Raw genomic sequence first — 22,720 nt, 5'->3', positions numbered from 1 at the left:
TGCTCCTACAATTGGATGCTCATGCCGTCGTAAGCCACTTCGACATTGCGCCGCACCAGTTCCGCTCGCTCGGGGGAGTCTTCATCGAGGATAGGGTTGGTGTTGTTGATGTGAATGAGCACTTTGCGTTGCTTGGGTAATTGCTCCAGCACTTCGAGCATGCCGCCGGGGCCGTTTTGCGCCAGGTGGCCCATCTCGCGGCCGGTGCGCGTGCCGACACCACGGCGCTGCATTTCGTCGTCATCCCACATCGTGCCGTCCACCAGCAGGCAATCGCTGCCGGCCATAATCTCCAGCAACGGCGCATCGACTTTGCCCAGCCCTGGCGCATAGAAGAGTTTGCCGCCGGTGCGCAGGTCTTCGACGATCAGGCCGATGTTGTCGCCCGGGTGCGGGTCGAAGCGGTGTGGCGAGTAGGGCGGCGCGGCGCTGCGCAGCGGCAGTGGCGTGAAACGCAAGTTGGGGCAGGCCGGAATGGTGAAGCTGGCGTCCAGCTCGATACGGTTCCAGGCCAGGCCGCCGTTCCAGTGGGTAAGCATGGTGAACAGCGGAAAACCGCTGCTCAGGTCTTCATGGACCATGTCGGTGCACCACACTGAGTGCGGGCAGCCTTCACGCAGGCTCAACAGGCCGGTGGTGTGGTCGATCTGGCTGTCCATCAGGATGATCGCGCTGATGCCGGTATCGCGCAGCGCGCGGCCGGGTTGCATCGGCGCAAAGCTCTGCAGTTGCGTGCGAATATCCGGCGAAGCATTGCACAGCACCCAATTCACGCCATCGTCCGAGATCGCGATAGACGACTGAGTGCGCGCGTGCGCCCGTAGGCTGCCGTCGCGAAAACCCGCGCAATTCACGCAGTTACAGTTCCACTGCGGGAAGCCACCGCCGGCGGCGGAACCTAGAATCTGGACAAACATGGTCGCTCCATCAAGCACAGCTCAAAACAAAAACGCCCCGGGCGAACCGAGGCGTTGTATTACTCAGCCAATTAACGGCTGGCGAAGTACATGGTGACTTCGAAACCGATGCGCAGGTCGGTGTAAGCAGGTTTTGACCAGGTCATATTCATACTCCTATCAAGGGATGGGACTTTCATTACCGAGCAATACATATAGTCCACCTCCAGTCGGAGATGTTCAGATAGTGCGTACGGATCTTACGCAATTCTTTTCCAGTTAGCGCTGTCTTGGCGGAAAAAGCCTTTTGCAGTGTCGGCAATGATCAGCCCGCAGACGCCTCGATATCGATGATGCGCGGGCCGTTGGCCACGTAGTGCCAACCGCCTTTGGCGTCGTTGAGTTGCTTGGCCGCGTGCCGTAAATCCTCGCGTGTACAGGCTTTGATCCGCTGCTGAAGCTGTTCAAGATACCCCGGCAGATTGCCCGCCAATTGTGCGTGCCACAGCAGGTCGGCGGCCTGTGCGATGGGCAATGTTTTGACACAGAATTGTTGCGCCAGGTTCTGGTTGCCCAAGTCAGTACTGCCCTCGATCAGCGTCGGCAGTTGGGCCAGGAACGTGTGCAGGTGAGCGACGATTTCAGCCAGCGAAACGCTGGGGGATTGCACGCCAAATAGCAGGCCGGTTTGCCCGTTGATCTGTCGGATGTGGCTGAATACCGCGTAGCCAAGTTGCAGCTCGACGCGCAGGCGCTGATAAAACGGCCCTTGCAGCAGATGCCCGAGCAATCGCCAGGCCGCCTCATCGGCCAGAGAGCTCGTCGGCGTTGGGCAAAACAGCAGCAGGGCGGCTTCACCGGTGTCGGTTTTTACCGCGTGCCAGAGGTGCTGGCCTTCAAGGTTTTGCAGCGTGTGGTCGAGGCTTGCCGGCTGCCCCGGCAAGCGTGCGGCTGCGGTTTTGATCGCCGCTTCGCAGGCAGCAGGCAAACCCGCCCCCAGCCCTTGCCAGCGTGCACCGGCCCATGACGCGGGCGTCGCGCTGGCCTGCGCACTGATGGCGGTGCAGCAGGCGGGCAGCGCCTTGAGCAACGCTCGAATCGCGATCATCGGCGCCGCGGCGGGTTGCGCCACGTGTGCATCGGTGTGGTTCAGGCTGCTCGCCAGCGCGTCGAGCACTGCCGGCATCGGCTCATGAAGGCCGATCATTTTTACCAGCCAATCATTGCCGGTGGTTTCGCAGGACAGCTCGACACCGGCCTGGCGGGCCTGCTCGCGCAACGGCTGCAATGTGCTTTCCAGCCCAGCCGGTACGGCTGAGTCAAACCGCCAGTGCAGGTACAGCGCGCCTTCATCGCTGTCATCCGGCAAGGCTTGGCTAAAGGTCAGCGCCGACACTTCCCGTCGCCCCCGCGAGCGATCTTGAGCAAAGGTACGCAAGCCACGGTGAGCGCTGGTTTGGCCGCGAATCAGCCCGGCGCGCTGCTCTTTGACCGGTGGGCGCAGGAGCGGGTTGTGCGGCGGCAGTCGCCAAGCGTGTTCCGAGGCCGGCAGGTGCAGTGAATCAAGCATCGTCTTCAGCGCGGCGAAGCCCTGTTCCGAAAGGCCTTGGCTGGCATTTCGAGCCAATGCGAGCGGGCCTTGGATCTGTTGTTGGCGAGCCGCAATCAGCGCGTACTCTTCGCGCAGAGAGGTCCAATTGCTCTGTGCGAAAAAGCTCAGCCAGTCGCGTAGCAGCACCTCGATGTGTGCGGCTCTATTGCAGTCGGGATCAAGCGTCACGTCAATATCCAACAGCGCTTGCCCGGCGAAGTGATAAAGCACAGACGCCTGCAGTGCAGTGGCCAGCTTTTGCGCTTTCAGCTCAGCCAGCAAGCCGCCGGGCGCCGATGCGTTGAGCCAGGTGCACAGAAAATCCAGTGCCTCGCCGGGTGCGTCAGCGGCAATCACGTGGTGCAGATGATCATTAGCGATGTGTTGATAGCCACGCGCCTGGCCTTGCAGCAAGGCCGGCGGAGCGGCCTGCGGGTGCGCAGGCCCCGAGGTTAATGCTTGGCTGAAACGCTGGGCCAACGCTTCCAGCTCTTGTAGCGGCTGCGGGCCGGCGAGGCTCAGGGCCATCTGCCCACTCTGATAGAAATGCGTGTGGAATGCCCGCAGTGCTTGCTGAAATGCCTCGCGCTCCACCGGCAGGCTGTCGCGGTTACCCATATGAAAGCCGCGCAGCGGGTGATCAGCCGCCAAGCCCTGCAGCAGCGCGACCTCTTGTTGCGCCTTGGCATCTTGCGACCATGCAACAAACTCTGCGTGCAGCACTTCGCGCTCACGCAATTGATCGTCAACCGCCAGGCGCGGGTGCGTCAGCATGTCGGCCAGCCGCTCCAGCCCGTCAGCAAATGTGGTTATCGGCACTTCAAAGAAGAAGTCTGTGGTGCGCTCACGGGTGCTGGCGTTGACCTGCCCGCCATGGCGCTGCACGTAGGCCATCAAGCCTTCGCGCGTGGGAAAACGCTCAGTACCGAGAAACAGCAAATGCTCAAGAAAATGCGCCAACCCTGGCCAGGCTAGTGGCACGTCATGGCTGCCGGCGGCCACCCGTAAAACTGCCGCGCAGCGCTTCAAGCGCGGCGCATGGCGCAAGGAAACCCGCAGGCCGTTGGCCAGGGTCAAGTGAAGGTGATGAGGGGGGGCCGGCGCAGGCATGGGCACTTCCGAAACGTGGGAAGTGCCAATGCTAACGCATCCCGCCAAATCAGGTCAGATCAGGGCTTGTATAGCGCGCCGTACAGCTCGGGGCGACGGTCTTGCAGGTAGTGATTGGCGACGCGTGCGTCGAGGATCGACTGGCGCTCCAGTACCCCGACGATCAACGCTTCGTCCAGGCCAGCCTGGGCGATGCGCTGGCCATTCGGCGCGGCAATGCTGCTTTGCCCACAGTACTGAATATCGCCTTCCTGCCCACAGTAGTTGGCGTAGGCCACATAACACTGGTTTTCAAACGCCCGCGCCCGCACGGTCACATCGGCGACGAAGTCGAACGGCACCATATTGGCGGTGGGCACCAGGATCAGCTCGGCACCGGCCAAGGCCAGGCGCCGCGTATTTTCCGGAAACTCCAGGTCGTAGCAGATCAGCAACCCAAGCTTCCAGCCGTTCAATTCCACCAGCGGGAAGTCATCCCCTCCGGCGCTGAACATCGCGTGGTCCAGGTCGCCAAACAAGTGAGTTTTGCGGTAGTTGCACAGGCGCTGGCCGTGGGCGTCGATCAACTGCACGGCGTTGTAGATCTGCCCATCCTCGGCCCGCTCCGGGTAGCCGTACAGAATCGCCAGCCCGGCGCTTTTGGCAAGCGCGGCTATCGCCTGTGCCGATGGCCCATCCTGCGCTTCGGCCAGCGCGCCAACGGCCTCGGCGCCGATGTTGTAACCGCTGAGGAACATCTCCGGCAGCACCAGCACATCGGCCCCCGACGCCTCATGCGCGAGTTGGTGCAGGCGTGTCAGGTTGCCGGCCACATCCAGCGGCAACGGCGGGCATTGGTACAAGGCAACGCGCATGTTCAACTCCTTAATCGGCCAGGGCGATCGGCCCGATTTCGTCAAATACATCACCCGGCCCCGGGTTTTCCGGGTGAGTGCTGCCGCCAAAGTGGGTCATGATGCCCCACACCGCGTTCAGTGAGGTTTGCACCGCGCCCTCCACCCAGGCCGGAGTCCACGACACGTCGTCACCGGCGATAAAAATTCCGCGTTGCTCGGCGGGCATGTCCTTCTGCATGAAGTGCGCGTACATGCGCTGGTTGTAGCGATAGTGGCCAGGCAAAGCGCCTTTGAATGCCCCGAGAAAATGCGGGTCGGCCTCCCAGGACACGGTAATCGGGTCGCCGATAATGCGCGCCTTGATGTCGACTTTCGGGTAGATCTTTTTCAGTGCGTCGAGGGCCAGCTTCACCCGCTTGTCGATGGGCTGAGGGAGCATTTTCAGCGCGTCGCTCATCCACGAGTACGACAGGCAAATCACTCCCGGCTTGTCGTCACCGTTGTCGAATTTGCCGTTTTCAAACAAATACGTGCCGCGTGTCAGACGATCGGTAAGCGTCATGCTCATCAGGTCGCGGCCGGTCTCCGGGTCTTTGTCTTTCCAAAATGGACGGTCGACCATCACGAAGGTTTTCGACGACTGCATGTAGCGGGTTCGGTCGAGGGCCATCCACATTTTTTGCGAGAACAAGGTTTCGTCGCAGTCGATCTGAGTGGTCAGCAGCCAGCTTTGGCAGGTGGTCAGCACCGCAGCGTATTCGCGCGTGTCGCCATAGTTATCGGTCACTGCAAAACGGCCACCGGCCGCGTGCGCAATGCGCTTGACCCCGGCCCGTGGCGCGCCATGGTGCAACGAACTGAGGCTGGTACCGGCTGGCCAATGCGCACAACGCTCCGGCACATGGCGCCAGATACCCATGGGCACTTGCGCTACGCCACCGACCACCAAGTGCTGATGGTCGTCGCAGTTGGTCATGACTACGCGGAAAATTTCGAGCATGGAATTGGGGAAATCCGAGTCCCAGCCGCCGGTGCCGAAACCCACCTGGCCAAACACTTCGCGGTGCGCGAACGACAGTTTGGCGAAGGCTTTGGAAGTGGCGACGAAATCATAGAAGGTGCGGTCGTCCCACAGCGGCACCAGCTTGTTCCACAGCGCTTTGAGGCGCGGCACGTCGCGGTCGCGGATGGCTTGCTGAATGTCACCGAATTGCGAGCCGGCCTCCAGCGCATCGGCCCAGGCGTCTGCGACTTCCTGAAACAGCACCGGCAAGTCGGAGAGTTTTTCGGCGTAGTGGGTCTGGCCTTCCAGGTCGACCACGGTGCTGCCGGAGGCCGGTGTCAACGGGTTGGGGAAGGGTTTAGTCTCCAGGCCCAGCTTGTCCACATAGTGGTAGAACGCGGTGGAGGACACCGGGAAACGCATGCCACCCAACTCGGCGATGATGCCTTCGGCACCTTCAAACGCCTGAGAGCGCAGGCGACCGCCCATTTTCGAGGCTTCGTACACCACCGGCTTGAGGCCCAGTTTCATCAACTCGTAAGCGGCCACCAGGCCCGCAATCCCGGCACCGACAATCGCCACTTCGGCGCCGTGGTTGGCGGCCGGGATACTGCCCAAACCCGCCGGATGCTCAATCCAGTCATCAAAGGCAAACGGAAAATCCGGGCCAAAAATGGTGATGGGTTTTTTGCCGTCGGCAGGGTGGCGATTGGTTTTGCTGATGGTGCTGGAAGGAATGCTCATGGCTGACCTTGCTGGCGACTCGGCGGCACGCGATCCACTGAGTATAGGAAAAGATGGCTGCCAGTTTAAGGAGCGTAGCGTCCGTTAATAAGACGCAAAGTGTCGTCGGATTGGATTGTTTTTAGTCAAAGTGACGAGGTATGTGGTCATATTGGTTGGCCGCGGTCCAATTTGTTACTGAGGATGATCGAGGTGGTGGTTTTTTCCACCCCGTCGACGCTGCCGATCTGGTCCAGCAACTGATCCAGTTGCTCCGGCGAGTCGGTGCGCAGCCACGCCACGTAATCAAACTCGCCGCTCACCGCACACAACTGCTGCACTTGGGCCATGGCACTCAGCCTTTTCAGCACGTCCTTGCCCGAACGCGGTTGCACCGTGATCCCGACATACGCCTGCAAACCGCCATCGGTGGCACGTTGGCCAAGACGCACGCCATAGCCGGTAATCACCTGGGTTTTCTCCAGGCGCGCCAGACGTGACGTCACCGTGGTACGCGCAATTCCCAATTGACGGGCAAGCATCGCCACGCTTTCGCGAGCGTTGATCTGCAAGGCGGCAATCAGTTGGCGGTCGATTTCATCGAGGACGGGCAAAACGCAAGCTCCAGTGCGGGCGACAATGGAGTGGCATGTTACAGGCTTCGATCTGCGAGGCTAAGGCGCCTTGCACACTTTCGCCGCAGCGGCGTCGTTCGGCACAAACGAATCGGGCGCGCCAGGCTTCAACACCACATAGCCGCGACGCCAAGGTTGGTCATCAACCAGCTTCCAGCGATGCCCTGAACCGGTATTGTCTTCGGCGACCAACACCTCACCGGGATGCAAAGTGAACGTCTCGCCACCACGAGTGGCAAATGCCAGCGTGCCGGACAGCGTCATCACGTACTGCGGCTCCGGGTCGTTATGCCAACCGTAAACGGCATGCGCAGGGGTTTGCTTGAAGTGAATCGCGGTCACGTCGTTGCGCATGTTCTGGTCGATGGTTCCCTCAAGCACGTGCGAGGCATTGTCCGCGCCAGTGCACAGCTTGAACGCCTTGATGGTCGCCGGGGCGGCTGTTGCGGCGTGTGCGCAGTTGAGGGTCGCGAGGGTGATAGCGACAGCGCCTGCGAAACGCGTGCTCAGGTTGAAGAGAGAGTGGAGTAGCGCGTGGGGTGAAAGGATGGCTTGAGGCATGGAGCCGATTTTCCTCGTGTGGAGGTGGATGGCTGGCCATGGTCTGTGCTGGAGCGGTTACGGGCAATTAACAAATCTTTCATTGCGAAGAAGGACCGGGGAGTCAGCGCCTCAAATTGCCAGACGGCAGATACACGAAAGCCGCGCAATGCGCGGCTTTGAGTATGGTGGGCCCAGTAGGACTCGAACCTACGACCAAGGGATTATGAGTCCCCTGCTCTAACCAACTGAGCTATAGGCCCTCAGTAGGCCGCGGATTATAACGATGGTTTCCCCTCTGTGCTATCCGAAAAATCCTTAACGCTCATACGAAGGAACCTCGTGGCAAAAATCTCGGGCGGCAGGGGCAGGCTGACGATGTAGCCTTGCATCTGTTCGCAGCCTTCGGCGGCGAGGAACGCTTGTTGCGCGGGGTTTTCCACGCCTTCTGCGATGAGGGTGAATTGCATGCTGTGGCCCAGCGCGATGATGGCGCGCACTATTGCGGCGTCGTGTGGGTCGTCGGGCAGGCCGCGTACGAAGGATTGGTCGATCTTCAGAAAGTCCAGCGGCAGGCGCTTGAGGTAGCTGAGGGATGAATAACCGGTGCCGAAATCGTCGATCGCCAGTTGCACGCCCAGGTGTTTGAGTTGGTGCAGCACGTCGAGTGCTTCTTCGGCCTGGCTCATGATGAAGTTTTCGGTGATCTCCAGTTGCAGGCAGCCGGGCTCCAGGTGGTAGTCGCTCAGTAGCTGTTTGACGCGTGCCAGCAGGTTGGGGTGGCGCAGTTGTGCGCCGGCAAGGTTGACCGACAATGAGCCGAAGCCCTCGAAGGTTGTTTGCCACGCGTGCATTTGGCGGCACGCCTGTTCCAGCACCCAGTCGCCGATCTGCACGATCATGCCGTTCTCTTCGGCGAGTGCGATGAAGTGCTCGGGTGGAACCTCGCCAAAGGTCGGGTGATGCCAGCGGATGAGGGCTTCGGCGCCGATCAGTTGTTGCGTCACCAGGCTCAGTTTTGGCTGGTAAAAAAGGCTCAGCTCTTTACGTTCGATGGCGCGGCGCAGTTCGTGTTCGAGTACCACGCGCTCGTTGGCCTGGGCGGTGAGGTCGCGGGTGTACCGTTCGACGCGGTTGCGGCCTTTGGCCTTGGAACGGTACATCGCGGCGTCGGCGTTTTTGACCAAAGTGGCGACGTCGGTGCCGTCTTGAGGGTAGAGGCTGGTGCCGATGCTGGCGCTGATAAAAAACTCGTGTTCGCCAGCCTGAAACGGCGGTGTGAAGCAGGCGAGCAGTTTATTCGCCAGGTGGTGGGCATCGCTGGCTTGTTGCAGGCCGGGTAGCAGGATGATGAACTCGTCGCCGCCCAGTCGCGCCACGGTGTCGACGTCGCGCAATTGGTCCTTGAGGCGCACGGCGATGCCTTTGAGCAACAGGTCGCCGATGGGGTGGCCGAGGCTGTCGTTGATGTGTTTGAAACGGTCCAGGTCGAGGAACAGCACGGCACCTTGGCTGCCGCTTTCCTCTTGGCTGTTGAGGGCTGCCTGCAGCCGGTTTTCAAACAGCGTGCGATTGGGTAAACCGGTCAGTGGGTCGTGATGCGCCTGGTAGTCGAGACGGGCCTGGGCGTGCTTGAGGCTGGAGATGTCGGCAAATACCGCCACGAAGTGTGTAATCAACTGTTCGCGGTTGCGTACGGCGTTGATCGTCAACCAGCAGGGGTAAAGCTCGCCGTTCTTGCGGCGGTTGGAAATTTCTCCCTGCCAGTGGCCTTTGGCGGCCAACTGGTGCCACATCGCAGCGTAAAACGCGCTGTCGTGCAGGCCAGAGGCAAGCAGGCGCGGCGTTTGGCCCAGCGCTTCGGTTTCGCTGTAGCCGGTGATCTCGCTGAAGGCGCGGTTGACGGCGCTGATGTTCTGCAGGGTATCGGTGATCAACACGCCTTCTTCGGTGCTCTCAAACACCGTGGCAGCCTGTTGCAGTTTTTCTTGCGTCAGTTGGCGTTCGGTGATGTCCCGGCCGATGGTCAGTATGCAGTCTTCATCGCCGATGGGCAGCGGCCGGCAGGACAACTCGCAGAGGCGAATCATGCCGTCGGCGCGGCGGAAACGGCAGATGAAATCACGAACAAAGCCGTCGCGCCGCAGCAGCTCCAGCATGCGCTCGCGTTCATTGAGGTCGACCCAGAGGCCCAGCTCCACGCTTGATTGGTCCAGAGAGGTTGCATGGGTGAAGCCGGTCAGGCGGCTGAAACCCTCGTTCACTTCAATCAGCAACCCATCGCGCTGACGACTCAGCGACAAGCCGTCGGGTGAGGCGTGGAAGGCCTTGGCGAATTTCTGCTCGGAAAGCTGCAATGCTTCTTCGGTGCGCTTGGCTTCGCTGATGTCGATCATCAAGCCGCGCAGAACGGGCTGATGCCCGTGCTTGATCAGGCTGACAATGTCGCGTACCCACACGCAGCGACCGTCGGCGGTGACCACTCGATAATCGACGCTGTGGTCACGATTGGCGTGGGTCTCGCGGTGGCAGTAGTCCTGCGTACGGGTTCGGTCGGCAGGGTGAATGATGGTTTGCCAGAAGCCCGGAATCAGCCAGTGCGCACGCGGGTAGCCGAGTAACTCTTCGGCATGCGGCGACACGTAGCTGTAAGTAAAGTCGGTGACATTGGCTTCCCAGGCAATGGCGGACAGGCTCTCCACCAGGCCGCGATAGTGGTACTCACTGCTGCGCAGTTTTTGCTCAAGCGCTACCCGCCGGGCAATTTCCGAGCTCAGCCGGCGATTGATCCACATCACGATGGCCAGCAGGGTAGTCAGCAGCAGTACCGCGGGCAGGCCGTATATCAATAATTGGGTCCAAAACGCACGGTGATCAGTGAGGCTGCCTACCCAGTGTTGCTGGATTGCGTCGGTTTCGTCCGAGCTGAGGTCAGCAAGAACCTTGTCCAGGATGCCCACCAGCACTTTCTTGTCCGGTGGCACGCCCATTGCCAACTGGTAGCGGTAGGGCGTTTCGCCGCTGACGTATAAACCATCCAGCTTCAATTGGCGCAGGCTCCAGACACTGGATGCCAGGTCGCCGACCACGGCATCCACTTCATCGGTGGCCAGCGCTTGCAGCGTCGAGCTGACGTTGGGCATGGTCACCAGGTTGAGGTCGGGATGATGGGTGCGTAGCAACTCGTGAGTTGCGTAGTTTTCCACCACGGCAATCTTCAGTCCGTACAGGTCCTTGAGGTTGCGCGGTTTCGCACCGCCTTCATGGGCGAGGATGACAATGGGGAAGTCGAGATACGGGCGTGTGAAGGCCAGAAAACCCTGGCGTTCCGGGGTGGACATGATGCCGGGCAGCAGGTCGAGCTGGTTATTTTTGGCCTGTTCGAGCACGTCGGCCCAGTTCGCGGGCTCGACCCGTTTGATTCTAACGCCCAGGCGATCCTGGATCAGGCGCACGTAGTCTGCGGCCAGGCCTTGATAGCGGCCATTTTCGTCAAGGTATTCAAAAGGTGGCCAAGCGTTGTCCACGCCAAGGCGCAGCTCTTGATGGTCCGCCAGCCAGCCACGCTCATCATCAGTGAGAGTCAACGCGCCAGCCGTCGCGGTCCAGGTCAGCAGCGATAGCAGTATCACGGTCGACAGTCTGGGCATAACGGTCTCGTTATGGCACGGGAATGTGTCGAGTGTAGACGGGCATTACGAGAGATGGGTGTTGCGCGGCAGTTAATCTATAGAAAGTAATCGATACAAAGCAAAACCCCCGGCACGGGCCGGGGGTTTTGGTATCACTCGTCGAGGAAGGAGCGTAGATGCTCGCTTCGCGTCGGGTGGCGCAGCTTGCGCAGTGCCTTGGCTTCGATCTGACGGATCCGCTCGCGGGTCACGTCAAACTGTTTACCCACTTCCTCAAGGGTGTGGTCGGTATTCATGTCGATGCCGAAACGCATGCGCAGTACCTTGGCTTCACGGGCAGTGAGGCCGGAGAGTACGTCGCGTGTTGCTTCTTTAAGGCTCTCTACAGTGGCGACATCGATTGGCGACTGCATCGTCGAGTCTTCGATGAAGTCACCCAGATGGGAGTCTTCGTCATCACCGATCGGCGTTTCCATGGAGATCGGCTCTTTAGCGATCTTCAATACCTTGCGGATTTTATCCTCAGGCATTTCCATGCGTTCGCCCAGCTCTTCCGGGGTCGGTTCGCGACCCATTTCCTGCAACATCTGCCGGGAAATACGGTTGAGCTTGTTGATTGTCTCGATCATGTGCACCGGAATACGGATGGTGCGGGCCTGGTCGGCGATCGAGCGAGTGATCGCCTGACGGATCCACCAGGTGGCATAAGTCGAGAACTTGTAACCACGACGGTATTCGAACTTGTCCACAGCCTTCATCAAGCCGATGTTGCCTTCCTGGATCAAGTCGAGGAATTGCAGGCCACGGTTGGTGTACTTCTTGGCGATGGAGATCACCAGACGCAAGTTCGCTTCAACCATCTCTTTTTTCGCGCGGCGGGCCTTGGCCTCACCGATCGACATGCGACGGTTGATGTCCTTGATCTCGGCAATCGTCAAACCGGTTTCGGTTTGCAGCGCGATCAGCTTTTGCTGGCAACGAATGATGTCCGGCTGCAGGCGACCAATGGCTTCGGCGTACTTGCCTTTGCCTTTGGCGAGGCCGTCGGACCAGCTTTCGTCGACTTCGTTGCCCGGGAACTGGCGCAGGAAGTCGGCACGCGGCATCCGCGCATCACGTACGCAGAGCTGCATGATTGCCCGCTCTTGTGCACGCAAGCGCTCAAGGGCACTGCGAACACGTTCAACCAGGCCTTCGAATTGCTTCGGGACCAGCTTGATCGGCATGAACAGCTCAGCCAGGGCCACCAGCTCGGCAACGGTCAGCTTGTTGGCGCGACCGTGCTTTTTCAGCGCTTTGCGGGTGATTTCCATTTGATCGGAAATCGCACCGAAACGCTGAGCTGCAATGACCGGGTCTGGACCGCTTTCGACTTCGTCTTCGTCGTCGCTGCTATCGGCGTCGTCGTCTTCAGTATCGTCGTCGGCTTTCGCGGCTTTCGCATCGACAGGCGGCGGTATCTCGGCGGCAGGCGGCGCAATGCCGTCGTCCGGGTCGATATAGCCGCTCAAGACGTCGGACAGGCGACCACCTTCGGTGGTGACGCGAGTGTACTCGGAGAGAATGTGGTCAACCGTGCCAGGGAAGTGCGCGATTGCGCCCATCACTTCACGGATACCCTCTTCAATACGCTTGGCGATTTCAATTTCGCCTTCACGTGTCAGCAACTCGACGGTGCCCATTTCACGCATATACATGCGCACAGGGTCAGTCGTGCGACCGATGTCGGTCTCCACCGCAGCCAGCGCGGCAGCGGCTTCTTCAGCGGCTGCCTCGTCGGTGTCGGAGTCGGCCAACATAAGGGCGTCCGCATCCGGAGCACTCTCGTGTACGGGGATCCCCATGTCATTAATCATGCGGATGATGTCTTCCACCTGCTCTGGATCTGAAATATCCTCAGGCAGGTGGTCGTTGACCTCTGCGTAAGTCAGATATTTCTGCTCACGACCAAGGGTGATCAACTCTTTGATACGAGACTGCTGTTGCGCTTTTCCGGACATAACACCCTATCCACTGAAGGTCTTGGCGGGCAAAAAACAAGCCGAGGATTATACCCGAGCTATGACCTCACGCGCCAGCTGAGGTCGGGTTTGATGCGCAAACATTCTGTTTTAAGAGGTCACGCATCTGTTTTGCTATCTGAATTTGCTCTTCTGCCGATAATCCCGGCTGTTTTGCTCTTTTAATCAGGTCATCCAGGGTCTGCGTATGTTGACCCGCCGATAACCTAGTAATGGTGTCTAAAAACTGTTGTTCAAGGTTATCTCCGTCAATTAGCCACTCCTTTTCCGCGAGTGCTTTCAAAAGACGCCCCTGATCCGTGCCATGCCAGCGAGCCATCAGCTGAATGGAGTTTAGCTTAGGGTTTTTCTGCAACGCTCCGATCAGCGCAATTAACAGCTGGGCGTAAGTGTTGCTCTCGTTGGCGAAGTGATCCGCCGTTTCAACCTTTCCGGCCATCTGGGGGTGGTGAATCAGTGTGCGAAGCGCAATAAGTGTAGGCGCCTCTACCCCAACCGGTGTTCGCGGCCCGCGAGGTTCATCGCGAGCGCCGCGCTTGGCATTTTTGCTCCAGGGCTTGTCGTCCCATTTCTTGCCGCCGGCGCCAGGTTTCTTCGGCGTCCAATCCTGCTGAGGCGCGTAGGCGTCCTGCGGTTGGTGGAAGTCGGCGTAGTCCGGCATCGCATCGTAATTCATGCCTGGGTCGTAGGCGGGCGCGCCTCTTGCGGCGCGCTGTGCACCAATTGGCTGACGGCCTCACCGCTCAAACCGGTAATTTCCATGAGTCGCTGGCGCATCAAGGTGCGCAGGTTGGCGCCCGGCACTTTATCAATCAATGGCGCCGCGAGGGTGGCCATGTGGGCCTTGCCTTCAAGGGAGCGCGGGTCGGCTTCTTCGGTCAGTTGCTGGAAGAAATAGTCCGCCAGCGGCTGCGCATGTTGATTGATGCGCGCGCGGAACGCGTCGGTGCCTTCGGAACGAACCAGAGTGTCCGGGTCTTCGCCTTCGGGCAAGAACAGAAAGCGCACACGGCGCCCATCCTGCAAGCTCGACAACGTGGCCTCAAGTGCGCGCCAGGCGGCGTTGCGGCCGGCCTGGTCACCGTCGAAGCAAAACAGCACGCTGGGCACTACGCGAAACAGGCGTTTCAAATGTTCTTCGCTGGTGGCGGTGCCGAGCGTCGCCACGGCGTTACGCAGGCCTTGCTGGGCCAGTGCGATCACGTCCATGTAGCCTTCAACCACAATGATTTCATCGAGGTTGCGATTGTTTTTGCGCGCCTCGAACAGGCCGTAGAGTTCCTGGCCCTTGTGAAATACCGCGGTTTCCGGGGAGTTCAGGTACTTGGGCTTGTCGTCCCCCAATACCCGGCCACCGAACGCGATGATTCGGCCGCGGCTGTCGCGGATCGGAAACATCACGCGGTCACGGAAGCGGTCGTAGCGCTTGCCGGTCTCGGCGTTTTCCACCAGAAGGCCGGCGTCGATCATGGCTTTCTGCTGCAGGGTGTCGCTGCTCAGGTGCTTATACAGATTGTCCCAGCCTGGCGGTGCGAACCCGAGGCCGAAGTCCCGGGCGATTTCGCCGGTGAGGCCGCGGCCCTTGAGGTAGTCGACGGCGGCCTTGCGCTGCGGATGGCTTTTAAGTGCCTGACGATAAAAGTCGGCAGCTGCAGTCAGCAGCGGGTACAGCGGCGAGTCGGTGGGTTGCCGTGGTTTGTGCGGCCGGCCACTCTCTTCGCGTGGGACTTCCATGCCGGCGGCTTTCGCCAGGTCCTCGATAGCCTGGGGGAAGTCCAGGTTGTCGTGGTCCATGAGGAAGCCGAGCGCATTGCCGCCCGCGCCGCAGCCGAAGCAGTAATAGAACTGCTTGTCGGGGCTGACGCTGAACGACGGGGTCTTTTCCTTGTGAAACGGGCAGCAGGCCGTGTAGTTCTTGCCGGCTTTTTTCAGTTGCACGCGCGAGCTGACAACATCGACGATGTCGGTGCGGTTCAGAAGGTCGTCAATAAAGCTCTGGGGAATTAGCCCGGCCATGGCGTTCTCGTCATCACTGCGTGTAAATGAGGGCCCGTGAAGTGTTCAAGCGCACGTAACGAGTGCTCGAGCATCTAGCGTCTGCATGGGTTGTAAGGAAGTGTATCTGCCGAATGCTCGCTGACGTTAACTTCAGGTCAGTTTTCGACGTGGAAATGTTGCCCCAAGAGCCCGGTCTTGACCAGTGGTGGCCTCGGAAACTCATCGGTGGGCACAGTCGACCTGTTGATCGGCTGCTTGAAAAAAAGGGGTGTGCTCGTCAGTAGCCTTGTAAGGCTCGTCAGAAGAGACGTGCACCGCTGGCAAAAGAGCCAGTCCTGACGTGTGAAGCGGTGTCTCGGTCGCATGGGCGGCGTCGACGATGAAACATCAAGCTATATCCGCAAATGCCAATAGCCCGGCTGAGGGCCGGGCTTGGCAGAAGCTTGCTACGAACGTCTGTGTATTAGTACAGACGAACGGCGCGGCGCTGCTCGCGCTGAACTTTCTTGGCGTGACGCTTAACAGCGGCTGCTGCTTTGCGTTTACGCTCAGAAGTTGGCTTCTCGTAAAATTCGCGGCTACGAACTTCAGCCAGTACACCGGCTTTTTCGCAGGAGCGCTTGAAACGACGCAGAGCTACGTCGAAGGGTTCGTTCTCTTTAACTTTGACGGCTGGCATCCAGAGCTACCTTCTTTCATTACCGGGATCAACGTTCTCGTCGCAAAAAATTCGCGGCTGAGGTCGTCGGTTTTTAAGGGTTGCGGATGTTAACCTCTCATTGCCCGGAATGCAAAGCCTCTGATCGAAAACCGCTAGTCGGGAGGGGGAGTGGGGACTATTATGCGCGCCTTCGAATTCAGCCTCTACAAGGCGCAAACCCATGCTAGTACTGGGACTTGAAACCTCCTGCGACGAAACCGGTGTCGCACTTTACGACAGTGAACGCGGGCTTTTGGCCGATGCACTGTTCAGCCAGATCGACCTGCACCGCGCCTACGGTGGCGTGGTGCCGGAGCTGGCCAGCCGTGATCACGTCAAACGTATGTTGCCGTTGATTCGCCAAGTGTTGGACGAGGCCGGGTGCGTACCGACCGAGATCGACGCCATTGCCTATACCGCCGGCCCCGGATTGGTCGGAGCCCTGCTGGTTGGGGCCTCTTGCGCCCAGGCGCTGGCATTTGCCTGGGGCATTCCGGCCCTCGGCGTGCACCACATGGAAGGCCATTTGTTGGCGCCCATGCTGGAAAAAACACCGCCGCAGTTCCCGTTCGTCGCTTTGTTGGTTTCGGGGGGGCATACGCAGCTGGTTCAGGTCGATGCGATCGGCCAATACACCCTGTTGGGCGAGTCTCTGGATGACGCCGCCGGTGAAGCGTTCGACAAGACCGCGAAGATGATGGGCCTCAATTATCCGGGTGGCCCGGAAATCTCCCGGCTTGCCGAAAAAGGCGCTCCGGGCCGCTATACCTTTCCGCGCCCGATGTGTGATCGCCCGGGTTTGATGTTCAGCTTCAGCGGCTTGAAAACCTCCGCGCTGAATACCTGGCAGCACAGCGTCAGCGCCGGAGACGACAGTGAGCAAGCCCGTTGCGACATCGCACTGGCGTTCCAGCAGGCCGTGGTGGAGACTTTGACCATCAAGTGCAAGCGCGCCCTGAAGCAGACGGGCATGCAGCGTCTGGTAATCGCTGGTGGCGTCAGCGCCAACAAGGCGTTGCGCACTTCACTGGAAAAAATGCTCGGCGACTTCAAGGGCGAGGTGTTTTACGCGCGCCCTGAGTTTTGCACCGACAATGGCGCGATGATCGCCTACGCGGGTTGCCAGCGATTGCAGGCCGGGCAGCATGAAAGCCTGGCGATCAGCGTGCAGGCACGTTGGCCGATGGAGCAATTGTCACCGTTGTAGTTGCCAGGCGTGAGCCGGGTTCATCGACGGTATTTAAAAATGCCGTTCGCGCCCGGCAAACAGGTCGCGTAAATTGCCGCGGTGGCGCCAGGCGATCAACAGTGTCAGCACGCTCATCGGCCACAGCGCCGCAGGTGCTTGCCAAGCCAGTAATGGCAGGGTGAGCGGTGTGGCGATCAACGCGGCCAACGAGCTGGTGCGGGTCAGGTAGAACGTCAGCAGCCAGGCAAGCACGGCCAGCAGCGCTGCCGGAGGGTAAATCGCCAGCAACATGCCGGCCGCCGTGGCGACACCTTTGCCACCGCGAAAGCGGAAGTACAGCGGAAGCATATGGCCGAGCACCGCACACACGCCCACCCAGGCCTGTTGTTGCAAGGGCAGGCCTGCAGCGCTGGCGATCAGTACGGGCAGCAGGCCCTTGCAGGCGTCGCCCAGCAGCGTCAATACGGCGAGTTTCTTGCCGGCCAGGCGCAACATGTTGGTGGCGCCGGCATTGCCTGAGCCACTCATTCGCGGGTCGGGGTTGCCCGTCAGGCGGCTGAGCAAAATGGCGAAGGACAGCGAGCCAAGCAGGTAGGCAAAAATTGCCAGTGACCAAAACATGCTAACTATTCCGGGCGAGGACGCCCTGATTCTAACGGGGCATCGCGCCCTTGTCGTGCTGCGGAGAAGAGCGTGGACAGAGTGTTTATCGAAGGCCTGGAAGTCGACACCGTGATCGGGGCCTACGACTGGGAGCGCGGCATAAAGCAATGCCTGCGCCTGGACCTGAGTTTCGCCTGGGACAATCGCCCGGCCGCCGCCGGTGATGACCTGGCCCTGGCGCTGGATTACGCCAGTGTGTCGGCGCGTATTCAGGCCTTTGCCGAGCAGTCGCAGTACCAATTGGTAGAAACCTTTGCCGAGCGCCTGGCCGAAGTGCTGATGAGCGAATTCCAGATTCCCTGGCTTCACCTCAAGTTGACCAAGCCCGGCGCCGTGCCGGCTGCCAGTGGCGTAGGCGTGGAGATCGAGCGCGGATGTCGCTGACTCAGATTTACCTAGGGCTTGGCAGCAATATCGAGCGCGAGCGCCATCTGCGCGCTGGCCTGGATGCGCTGGCGAGTTTTTTAACGAACGTGCGGTGTTCGCCGGTGTTCGAAAGCCAGCCGGTGGGTATCAAGAGTGGGCCATTCTTCAACCTGGTGGTGTCGGCCTATACCGAGCTGCCCTTGATGGAGCTGGACCGCCGATTGAAATTCATCGAGGCCGACAATGGCCGTTATGCACCCGACCGCAAAGGCCTGCCGCTGGACATTGACGTGTTGCTGTACGGCGAGCAGGTAGGGAATTTCGACGGCCTGATACTGCCGCGCGCAGAGATCCTGAAAAACGCTTTTGTACTGTGGCCGCTGTCGCTGATGGCCCCCGACCGTGTGCACCCGCAGGCAGGCAAAACACTGGCTGAGCTGTGGCGCGACGCGCAGATCGACCAAGTGCTGGCGCCTGTCGGCTTCGAGTGGCAAGGCCAGCCACTCACCCCGGCTGCGTTGCTCTAGCCACCAAGCTCCCATGGCAAGGATGCTTTCTGCAGCCGAATGAGCTTACCGTGGTGAGGAGGCTTGCTGTGGCGAGGGGACTTGCTCCCGTTGGGCTGCGTAGCGGCCCCAAAAGCCGCAAAGCCGCGCACCCATTGAATCAGTGAGCAGCATTTTGCTCTTTGTAAGCCTTCAGCGCCCCAAGCCGCTCGCGCTTTAACGCCTCGCCCAACGCCGGACCTTTAAACCCTTTCTCCAGCAGCGGCGCCACTGCAACATCGCGCGCCACCTGCGCCGCCCCGCGTAAATAATCCGCCTGTGGATAACTTCGTTGCTCAAAGCCCTTGCGGCCTCGTGCATCCATTTCACACGCCAGCACAAATTCCTCAAACCGCTGCGGTCGACGATACACGTCAAAACTCTGCAGCAACTCCAGCAATGTCGAGGCTTTCAGCTCCAGCGCGCGGTGGCCATGCGTGTGATATTGGCCCACCAGCAACGCCAGCTCCTGGCAGTCCCTTGGCACTTTAAAGCGCTCGTTGACCGCCTTGATCAGCTTCAAACCCGTGTGCTCGTGGGCAATATGCTGCGGCAACTTATCCACAGGCGTCAGGCCTTTGCCCAGGTCATGCAGCAAGCACGCCCAGCGTACGGTCAACGGCTGGGCGTGCAGCGCAGCCTGTTCGAGTACGCTCAAAGTATGTATGCCGGTGTCGATTTCAGGATGATGAACTGCGGGCTGCGGCACGCCGAACAGCGCATCCACCTCCGGCATCAAGGTTTTCAGCGCGTTGCAGTCGCGCAGTACCTGGATAAATACCTGAGGTTGATCTTCCATCAGCGCCCGCGAGATTTCCTTCCAGCTGCGCTCCGGCGTCAACGCTTCCAACTCGCCGGATTCGCTCAGATGGCGCATCAGTTCCAGGGTTTGCGGCGCCACGGTGAAACCCAAGGGCGCATAACGCGCTGCAAAGCGTGCAACGCGGAGTACGCGCAGAGGGTCTTCGGCGAACGCGGGCGAAACGTGACGCAAAATGCGTGCTTCCAGATCCCGCTGGCCGTGGTAGGGGTCGGTCAAGTTGCCGTCATCGTCCTCCGCCATCGCGTTGATGGTCAGGTCGCGGCGAATCAGGTCTTCTTCCAGCGTGACCTCGGGGCTGGCGTGGAACACAAAGCCGCCATAACCCCGGCCACTCTTGCGCTCGGTGCGGGCGAGGGCGTATTCGTCGCCGGTTTTCGGGTGCAGGAATACCGGGAAATCAGCGCCGACCGGCTTGAAGCCTTTGGCAAGCATTTCTTCTGTGGTTGCGCCGACGACGACGCGGTCGATGTCGGTGACCTTGATGCCTAGCAAGCGGTCACGTACCGCACCGCCGACTGTGTAGATTTTCATGAAAAAGCCTCCATTAGCGGCACAGGATAACGCCTGTGCCTGACCAATGGAGGCTTTGCTGTTTCAGAGATGAACCACGGCCATGTCCAGGCGGCCGTAGTCGTTCTCGCTGTGCTCGCTACGCGGGGGCACATGGTGGGTTTTCATCACTTGATCGCCCTGCAGCGTCTCCAGGTGGATGTCGAAACCCCACAACCGATGCAGGTGCTTGAGCACCTCCTCAGTTGATTCGCCCAACGGCTTGCGGTCGTGCTGCTGGTGGCGCAGGGTCAGCGAGCGGTCGCCGCGCACATCGATGCTGTAGATCTGCACATTCGGCTCGCGATTGCCCAGGTTGTACTGCGCCGCGAGTGTTTCGCGAATGGTGCGGTAGCCGGGCTCATCGTGGATCGCCGGCACTACCAAATCATCCTTTAGGTCGTCATCCATGATGCTGAACAGCTTGAGATCACGAATCACCTGAGGTGAAAGGTACTGCAGGATGAAGCTCTCATCCTTGAAGCTGCTCATGGCGAATTTGATGGTCGACAGCCAGTCGCTGCCGGCGATCTCGGGAAACCAGTGGCGGTCTTCGTCGGTTGGGTGTTCACACATGCGCCGGATGTCGCGGTACATCGCAAAGCCCAGTGCATAGGGGTTTATGCCGCTGTAATACGGGCTGTCAAAACCAGGCTGGAACACCACGCTGGTGTGCGAGGTGAGGAACTCCATCATGAAACCGTCGGTGACCAGGCCCTCGTCATACAGGTCGTTCATCAGGGTGTAATGCCAGAACGTCGCCCAGCCTTCGTTCATGACCTGAGTTTGGCGCTGGGGGTAAAAGTACTGGGCGATCTTGCGCACGATGCGCACAATCTCGCGCTGCCACGGTTCCAGCAGGGGCGCGTGTTTTTCCAGAAAATACAGGATGTTTTCCTGAGGTTCGGCGGGAAAGCGCGCATTGTCTTTATCGCTGTTCTTGTCGGCACGTTTGGGAATGGTGCGCCACAGATCGTTGATCTGCTTCTGCAGGTGTTCTTCGCGCTCCTTCTGGCGCAGACGCTCTTCCTCGGCAGAAATCGGGTAGGGGCGTTTGTAGCGGTCGACGCCGTAGTTCATCAGGGCATGGCAGGAGTCGAGCAGGTCCTCCACCGCGTCGATACCGTGGCGTTCCTCACATTGCATGATGTACTGCTTGGCGAACACCAGGTAATCGATGATTGAGCTGGCATCGGTCCAGGTGCGGAACAGGTAGTTGCCCTTGAAGAAACTGTTATGCCCATAACACGCGTGGGCAACCACCAGGGCCTGCATGCAGATGGTGTTTTCTTCCATCAAGTAGGCGATGCACGGGTCGGAGTTGATCACGATCTCGTAGGCCAGGCCCATCTGGCCTCGGGTATAGGACTTTTCGGTGCTGAGGAAGTGCTTGCCGTAGGACCAGTGGTGATAGCCCAGCGGCATGCCGACGGAGGCGTAAGCGTCCATCATCTGTTCGGCGGTAATTACTTCGATCTGGTTGGGGTAGGTGTCCAGCGCATAACCCGCCGCGATGCGGCTGATTTCCCGGTCATACGCCTGGATCAGTTCAAAGGTCCACTCGGAGCCGGTGGAAAGGGGTTGGCGCTTATGCTCTTTTTTGGCGGTCATGTCACTAACCTGCGCTGGAAGAGTTCACGGAAGACCGGGTAAATATCGCCGGCCGAGACCAGTTGCTGCTGGGCGAAGGTGTCGGCAAAGGCGTCGCCGATGCGCTCATATTCGAACCACAGGGCCTGGTGCTCACGAGGGGTAATTTCGACGTAAGTGTAGTACTGCACGAACGGCATGATCTGCTTGATCAGGATGTCGCGGCAGATCGGCGAATCGTCGTTCCAGTTGTCGCCGTCAGAGGCTTGCGCCGCATAGATATTCCACTCACTGGCCGGGTAGCGAGCAGCCATGATCTCTTGCATCAGCTTCAGGGCGCTGGACACGATGGTGCCGCCGGTTTCCCGTGAATAGAAAAATTCTTCTTCGTCCACTTCCCGGGCGCTGGTGTGATGGCGAATGAACACCACATCGATCTTGTCGTAGTTTCGCTTGAGAAACAGGTACAGCAAGATGAAGAAGCGCTTGGCGATGTCTTTGGTGGCTTGGGTCATTGAGCCCGACACGTCCATCAGGCAGAACATCACGGCCTTGGAGCTGGGGTTGGGCTGTTTGACCAACAGGTTGTATTTCAAGTCGAAGGTATCGAGAAACGGCACTCGGTGGATGCGTGCACTGAGTTTCGCGATTTCACCCTCGATCTCTTGAATATCGCCGAAGTTATCCGGTTCTTCGCGTTTCAGTCGCTCCAGTTCGGCCTTGGCCTCGCGCAGTTTCGCGCGGCTGCTGCCAGACAACGCGATACGTCGCGCATGCGCGGAGCGCAGGGTGCGAATAATGTTGATCCGCGATGGGTTGCCTTCGTTGCTGATGCCGGCGCGCACCGTCTTGAAGGTATCGGTACCGGTCAGGTTGCGCTTGACCAGGTTGGGCAGTTCCAGGTCCTCAAACATGAACTCCAGGAATTCTTCCTGGGTGATCTGAAACACGAATTCATCCATGCCTTCGCCGGTATTGCCGGCTTTGCCTGGGCCTTTGCCGCCGCCACCGCCTTGGGGGCGCTGGATATGCTCGCCAGTGGTGAATTCCTTGTTGCCGGGGTGTACGACGGTTTGCTTGCCGCCACGGCCGTGGTGCAGCACCGGTTCGTCAATGTCGCGCCCGGGAATACTGATTTGTTCGCCATGCTCCATGTCGGTAATGGAGCGGCGGCTGACGGCCTCTTCAACGGCCTTTTTGATGTGGTCACGGTAACGCCGCAGGAAACGCTGACGGTTTACCGTGCTCTTGTTCTTGCCATTGAGGCGTCGGTCGATCACATAGCTCATAGGGGCCCCTCCGGGGAGCTT

At 59.7% G+C, this 22,720-nt stretch carries 17 protein-coding genes, 1 tRNA gene and 1 pseudogene; 3 read left to right on the top strand and 16 right to left on the bottom strand.

Features of this window, described 5'->3' with window-relative positions; translation table 11 throughout:
* Window positions 1–5 precede the first annotated feature (5 nt).
* The 12 genes and pseudogenes from pqqB to rpsU form a co-directional block, all read right to left on the bottom strand.
* Complete coding sequence (pqqB, locus tag F0169_RS08765; RefSeq protein ID WP_152746268.1) at window positions 6–917, bottom strand: pyrroloquinoline quinone biosynthesis protein PqqB; 912 nt, start codon at window positions 915–917, stop codon at window positions 6–8.
* A 71-nt stretch (window positions 918–988) separates the two neighbouring features.
* On the bottom strand, window positions 989–1,063 hold the full coding sequence (pqqA, locus tag F0169_RS08760) for a pyrroloquinoline quinone precursor peptide PqqA (RefSeq protein ID WP_003194766.1): 75 nt from the start codon (window positions 1,061–1,063) through the stop codon (window positions 989–991).
* 158 nt (window positions 1,064–1,221) lie between these two features.
* On the bottom strand, window positions 1,222–3,597 hold the full coding sequence (gene pqqF, locus F0169_RS08755) for a pyrroloquinoline quinone biosynthesis protein PqqF (protein WP_152746267.1): 2,376 nt from the start codon (window positions 3,595–3,597) through the stop codon (window positions 1,222–1,224).
* A gap of 59 nt (window positions 3,598–3,656) precedes the next feature.
* On the bottom strand, window positions 3,657–4,451 hold the full coding sequence (locus tag F0169_RS08750) for a carbon-nitrogen hydrolase family protein (RefSeq protein WP_152746266.1): 795 nt from the start codon (window positions 4,449–4,451) through the stop codon (window positions 3,657–3,659).
* Between the two features lie 10 nt (window positions 4,452–4,461).
* Window positions 4,462–6,159, bottom strand: coding sequence for a flavin monoamine oxidase family protein (locus F0169_RS08745; RefSeq protein ID WP_058415294.1), 1,698 nt, complete (start codon window positions 6,157–6,159; stop codon window positions 4,462–4,464).
* Window positions 6,160–6,326: 167 nt separating this feature from the next.
* Entirely contained in the window at window positions 6,327–6,773 is a 447-nt protein-coding gene (locus F0169_RS08740; protein ID WP_058415250.1) for an Lrp/AsnC family transcriptional regulator, read from the bottom strand.
* Window positions 6,774–6,833: 60 nt separating this feature from the next.
* A complete protein-coding gene (locus F0169_RS08735) occupies window positions 6,834–7,355 on the bottom strand; it encodes a cupin domain-containing protein (RefSeq protein ID WP_152746264.1) in 522 nt (173 codons plus the stop codon).
* Between the two features lie 165 nt (window positions 7,356–7,520).
* Window positions 7,521–7,597: transfer RNA gene (locus F0169_RS08730), tRNA-Ile, on the bottom strand.
* A gap of 15 nt (window positions 7,598–7,612) precedes the next feature.
* A complete protein-coding gene (locus tag F0169_RS08725; protein ID WP_152746263.1) occupies window positions 7,613–10,984 on the bottom strand; it encodes a bifunctional diguanylate cyclase/phosphodiesterase in 3,372 nt (1,123 codons plus the stop codon).
* Between the two features lie 134 nt (window positions 10,985–11,118).
* Window positions 11,119–12,966, bottom strand: a complete 1,848-nt coding sequence (gene rpoD, locus F0169_RS08720; protein ID WP_152746262.1) for an RNA polymerase sigma factor RpoD — start codon at window positions 12,964–12,966, stop codon at window positions 11,119–11,121.
* A 67-nt stretch (window positions 12,967–13,033) separates the two neighbouring features.
* Window positions 13,034–15,003, bottom strand: a pseudogene (dnaG, locus tag F0169_RS08715) (DNA primase).
* Window positions 15,004–15,448: 445 nt separating this feature from the next.
* Window positions 15,449–15,664 carry a 30S ribosomal protein S21 gene (gene rpsU, locus F0169_RS08710; RefSeq protein ID WP_002551877.1) on the bottom strand — a complete coding sequence of 72 codons (216 nt, stop codon included), beginning with the start codon at window positions 15,662–15,664 and terminating at the stop codon, window positions 15,449–15,451.
* A gap of 202 nt (window positions 15,665–15,866) precedes the next feature.
* Between rpsU and tsaD the strand changes: the two genes are divergently transcribed.
* Window positions 15,867–16,892, top strand: a complete 1,026-nt coding sequence (gene tsaD / locus F0169_RS08705; protein WP_152746261.1) for a tRNA (adenosine(37)-N6)-threonylcarbamoyltransferase complex transferase subunit TsaD — start codon at window positions 15,867–15,869, stop codon at window positions 16,890–16,892.
* Between the two features lie 33 nt (window positions 16,893–16,925).
* Here tsaD and plsY read toward each other — a convergent pair whose 3' ends face one another.
* Complete coding sequence (gene plsY, locus F0169_RS08700) at window positions 16,926–17,495, bottom strand: glycerol-3-phosphate 1-O-acyltransferase PlsY (RefSeq protein ID WP_152746260.1); 570 nt, start codon at window positions 17,493–17,495, stop codon at window positions 16,926–16,928.
* A gap of 72 nt (window positions 17,496–17,567) precedes the next feature.
* On the opposite strand from plsY, the gene folB reads away from it, so the two are divergent.
* Window positions 17,568–17,921, top strand: a complete 354-nt coding sequence (folB, locus tag F0169_RS08695) for a dihydroneopterin aldolase (RefSeq protein ID WP_058415257.1) — start codon at window positions 17,568–17,570, stop codon at window positions 17,919–17,921.
* On the top strand, window positions 17,912–18,430 hold the full coding sequence (gene folK / locus F0169_RS08690; RefSeq protein ID WP_152746259.1) for a 2-amino-4-hydroxy-6-hydroxymethyldihydropteridine diphosphokinase: 519 nt from the start codon (window positions 17,912–17,914) through the stop codon (window positions 18,428–18,430). Before folB ends, folK begins: the two co-directional genes overlap by 10 nt.
* Before the next feature lie 139 nt (window positions 18,431–18,569).
* On the opposite strand, the gene F0169_RS08685 is transcribed toward folK, so the two are convergent.
* From F0169_RS08685 to F0169_RS08675, 3 genes are all read right to left on the bottom strand, one after another.
* Window positions 18,570–19,802, bottom strand: a complete 1,233-nt coding sequence (locus F0169_RS08685; protein WP_152746258.1) for a multifunctional CCA addition/repair protein — start codon at window positions 19,800–19,802, stop codon at window positions 18,570–18,572.
* Between the two features lie 63 nt (window positions 19,803–19,865).
* Window positions 19,866–21,431, bottom strand: coding sequence for a SpoVR family protein (locus tag F0169_RS08680; RefSeq protein ID WP_152746257.1), 1,566 nt, complete (start codon window positions 21,429–21,431; stop codon window positions 19,866–19,868).
* Window positions 21,428–22,699 carry a YeaH/YhbH family protein gene (locus F0169_RS08675; RefSeq protein WP_099234706.1) on the bottom strand — a complete coding sequence of 424 codons (1,272 nt, stop codon included), beginning with the start codon at window positions 22,697–22,699 and terminating at the stop codon, window positions 21,428–21,430. The genes F0169_RS08680 and F0169_RS08675 overlap by 4 nt, the downstream gene beginning before the upstream one ends.
* Between the last annotated feature and the right edge of the window lie 21 nt (window positions 22,700–22,720).

The organism is Pseudomonas kitaguniensis (assembly GCF_009296165.1).
GTDB classification, from domain to species: Bacteria; Pseudomonadota; Gammaproteobacteria; order Pseudomonadales; family Pseudomonadaceae; genus Aquipseudomonas; species Aquipseudomonas kitaguniensis.
Note: the sequence above shows the minus strand (reverse complement) of the source record. Positions and strands in the feature narration are given on the sequence as shown.

What these genes read in the sequence shown, in the direction of transcription:
- pqqB (WP_152746268.1), bottom strand. Translation starts at nt 917, where the DNA reads ATGTTTGTCCAGATTCTAGGTTCCGCCGCCGGCGGTGGCTTCCCGCAG.
- pqqF (WP_152746267.1), bottom strand. Translation starts at nt 3,597, where the DNA reads ATGCCTGCGCCGGCCCCCCCTCATCACCTTCACTTGACCCTGGCCAAC.
- F0169_RS08750 (WP_152746266.1), bottom strand. Translation starts at nt 4,451, where the DNA reads ATGCGCGTTGCCTTGTACCAATGCCCGCCGTTGCCGCTGGATGTGGCC.
- F0169_RS08735 (WP_152746264.1), bottom strand. Translation starts at nt 7,355, where the DNA reads ATGCCTCAAGCCATCCTTTCACCCCACGCGCTACTCCACTCTCTCTTC.
- F0169_RS08725 (WP_152746263.1), bottom strand. Translation starts at nt 10,984, where the DNA reads ATGCCCAGACTGTCGACCGTGATACTGCTATCGCTGCTGACCTGGACC.
- rpoD (WP_152746262.1), bottom strand. Translation starts at nt 12,966, where the DNA reads ATGTCCGGAAAAGCGCAACAGCAGTCTCGTATCAAAGAGTTGATCACC.
- rpsU (WP_002551877.1), bottom strand. Translation starts at nt 15,664, where the DNA reads ATGCCAGCCGTCAAAGTTAAAGAGAACGAACCCTTCGACGTAGCTCTG.
- tsaD (WP_152746261.1), top strand. Translation starts at nt 15,867, where the DNA reads ATGCTAGTACTGGGACTTGAAACCTCCTGCGACGAAACCGGTGTCGCA.
- plsY (WP_152746260.1), bottom strand. Translation starts at nt 17,495, where the DNA reads ATGTTTTGGTCACTGGCAATTTTTGCCTACCTGCTTGGCTCGCTGTCC.
- folK (WP_152746259.1), top strand. Translation starts at nt 17,912, where the DNA reads ATGTCGCTGACTCAGATTTACCTAGGGCTTGGCAGCAATATCGAGCGC.
- F0169_RS08685 (WP_152746258.1), bottom strand. Translation starts at nt 19,802, where the DNA reads ATGAAAATCTACACAGTCGGCGGTGCGGTACGTGACCGCTTGCTAGGC.
- F0169_RS08680 (WP_152746257.1), bottom strand. Translation starts at nt 21,431, where the DNA reads ATGACCGCCAAAAAAGAGCATAAGCGCCAACCCCTTTCCACCGGCTCC.
- F0169_RS08675 (WP_099234706.1), bottom strand. Translation starts at nt 22,699, where the DNA reads ATGAGCTATGTGATCGACCGACGCCTCAATGGCAAGAACAAGAGCACG.